The following is a 1,681-nucleotide window of genomic DNA, read 5'->3' on the forward strand; positions in this document are numbered from 1 at the left end:
GTTTCCCGACCAGCGATTGCTCGAAACTGTCGGCATAGTGATCGAACAGGGTCTCGACGAAAGCGCTGGGCGGAGCCGCTGCCACCGGCGCATGACCGATCAGCTGCAGCTTGAGCGCGGAACCCAGCCGGTCCGCGGGATCGAGCTTCATGGCCATCGCCCATGCGTGGGCGGCCTGGTCGGGAAAACGTGCGGCCTCGTGCATCTCACCGAGCCGGAACCAGCCCGCCGTCCATTGCGGCGCCAGCTCCAGCGCGCCAAGCAAAAGCTCCGCCGCCTGCACGGGCTCGCCGGAGGCCAGCAGCATCTCGGCAAAATCGGCGCGACGGTCGGCGTTCAAATCGCCGGACGAGGCCTGAAGTGGTTTCATGGTTCCGTTGATCCCGCCGGTGTGCGAACCGGCGGCCGGCTGTAGGACGAGTCAGCAGTCTGTTGCAACAGGCTTCCCGCGTCGAATTTAGCCACTATGTTCAAGGCCATGCGCGCCAGCGACCTGCTCAAGCCACGACCCGAAGGGCTCTACTGTCCGCCAGGCGATTTCTTCATCGATCCGGTGCGGCCGGTCAGCCGCGCGCTGATCACGCACGGCCATTCCGATCATGCGCGCTCAGGCCACCGCTCGGTGCTTGCCACCCAGCAAACGCTCGACATCATGGGCCTGCGCTATGGCGAGGATTTCGCCGAAACCACGCAGGCAGCAGTCATTGGCGAGACGATTGATATCAACGGCGTCTCCGTCACTTTCCATCCGGCCGGGCATGTGCTGGGTTCGGCGCAGATCGTCGTCGAGCATCAGGGCCTGCGCATCGTCGCCTCCGGCGACTACAAGCGCCAGAAGGACGCTACCTGCCTGCCGTTCGAGCCGGTGCCTTGCGATGTCTTCATCACCGAGGCGACCTTCGGGCTGCCGGTGTTCCGGCACCCGCCGGACCATGAGGAGATCGCGCGCCTGCTCAAATCGGCGACGCAATTTCCCGAGCGTTCGCACCTGATCGGCGCCTATGCGCTCGGCAAGGCGCAGCGCGTCATGCGGCTGCTGCGCGAGGCCGGTTACGACAGGCCGATCTATATCCATGGCGCGCTCGCCAAGCTCAGCGAATATTACCAGAGCCAAGGCATCGATCTGGGGCAGATCGAACCAGCGACGGTGGAAAGCGGCGGCAAGGCCGATTTCGAAGGCGCCATTGTCGTCGGGCCGCCGGCCGCGTTCGCCGACCGCTGGGCGCGGCGCTTCCCCGACCCGATCGCCTGCTTCGCTTCAGGTTGGATGCGCATCCGTCAGCGCGCCAAGCAGGGCGGCGTCGAGCTGCCGCTGATCATTTCCGACCATGCCGACTGGGACGAGCTCATCGCCACGATCAAGGAAACGGGCGCCGAGGAGGTCTGGGTGACGCATGGCCGCGAGGAAGCGCTGGTGCGCTGGTGCGAGCTGGAGGGCATCGCCGCGCGGCCGCTGCATCTTGTTGGGTATGAGGACGAGGGCGATTGATGGAACAGTGTTCGCCAATCGCCGCCGCCGAGTTCTACGGCGCCACCCTCTGTCCTGCCGGACATCTCTCCCTCAAGGGGGGAGATTGGCAGTTTCAGCGCCGACGCATCTCCCGCGACGCGAGAGATTGGCGAAAGCCGGCGCGGCATCTGATTTCCCCCCTTGAGGGGGAGATGGCCGGCAGGACAGAGG

At 65.6% G+C, this 1,681-nt stretch carries 1 protein-coding gene and 2 pseudogenes; 2 read left to right on the forward strand and 1 reads right to left on the reverse strand.

Annotated features, from left to right (window positions below; all coding sequences use genetic code 11):
• Positions 1-370: pseudogene (locus EOA75_RS32565) on the reverse strand (SAM-dependent methyltransferase); the annotation flags it as partial.
• Positions 371-478: 108 nt separating this feature from the next.
• Between EOA75_RS32565 and EOA75_RS32570 the strand changes: the two are divergent.
• Complete coding sequence (locus EOA75_RS32570) at positions 479-1,489, forward strand: ligase-associated DNA damage response exonuclease (RefSeq protein ID WP_127326115.1); 1,011 nt, start codon at positions 479-481, stop codon at positions 1,487-1,489.
• Positions 1,489-1,681, forward strand: a pseudogene (locus tag EOA75_RS34660) (hypothetical protein); the annotation flags it as partial. The gene EOA75_RS32570 and the pseudogene EOA75_RS34660, both read left to right, overlap by 1 nt.

It is taken from the genome of Mesorhizobium sp. M1A.F.Ca.IN.022.07.1.1, assembly GCF_003997575.1.
Lineage (GTDB): Bacteria > Pseudomonadota > Alphaproteobacteria > Rhizobiales > Rhizobiaceae > Mesorhizobium.

Excerpts from the sequence above, each read along its gene's own strand:
- EOA75_RS32570 (WP_127326115.1), top strand. The coding sequence starts at position 479 with ATGCGCGCCAGCGACCTGCTCAAGCCACGACCCGAAGGGCTCTACTGT.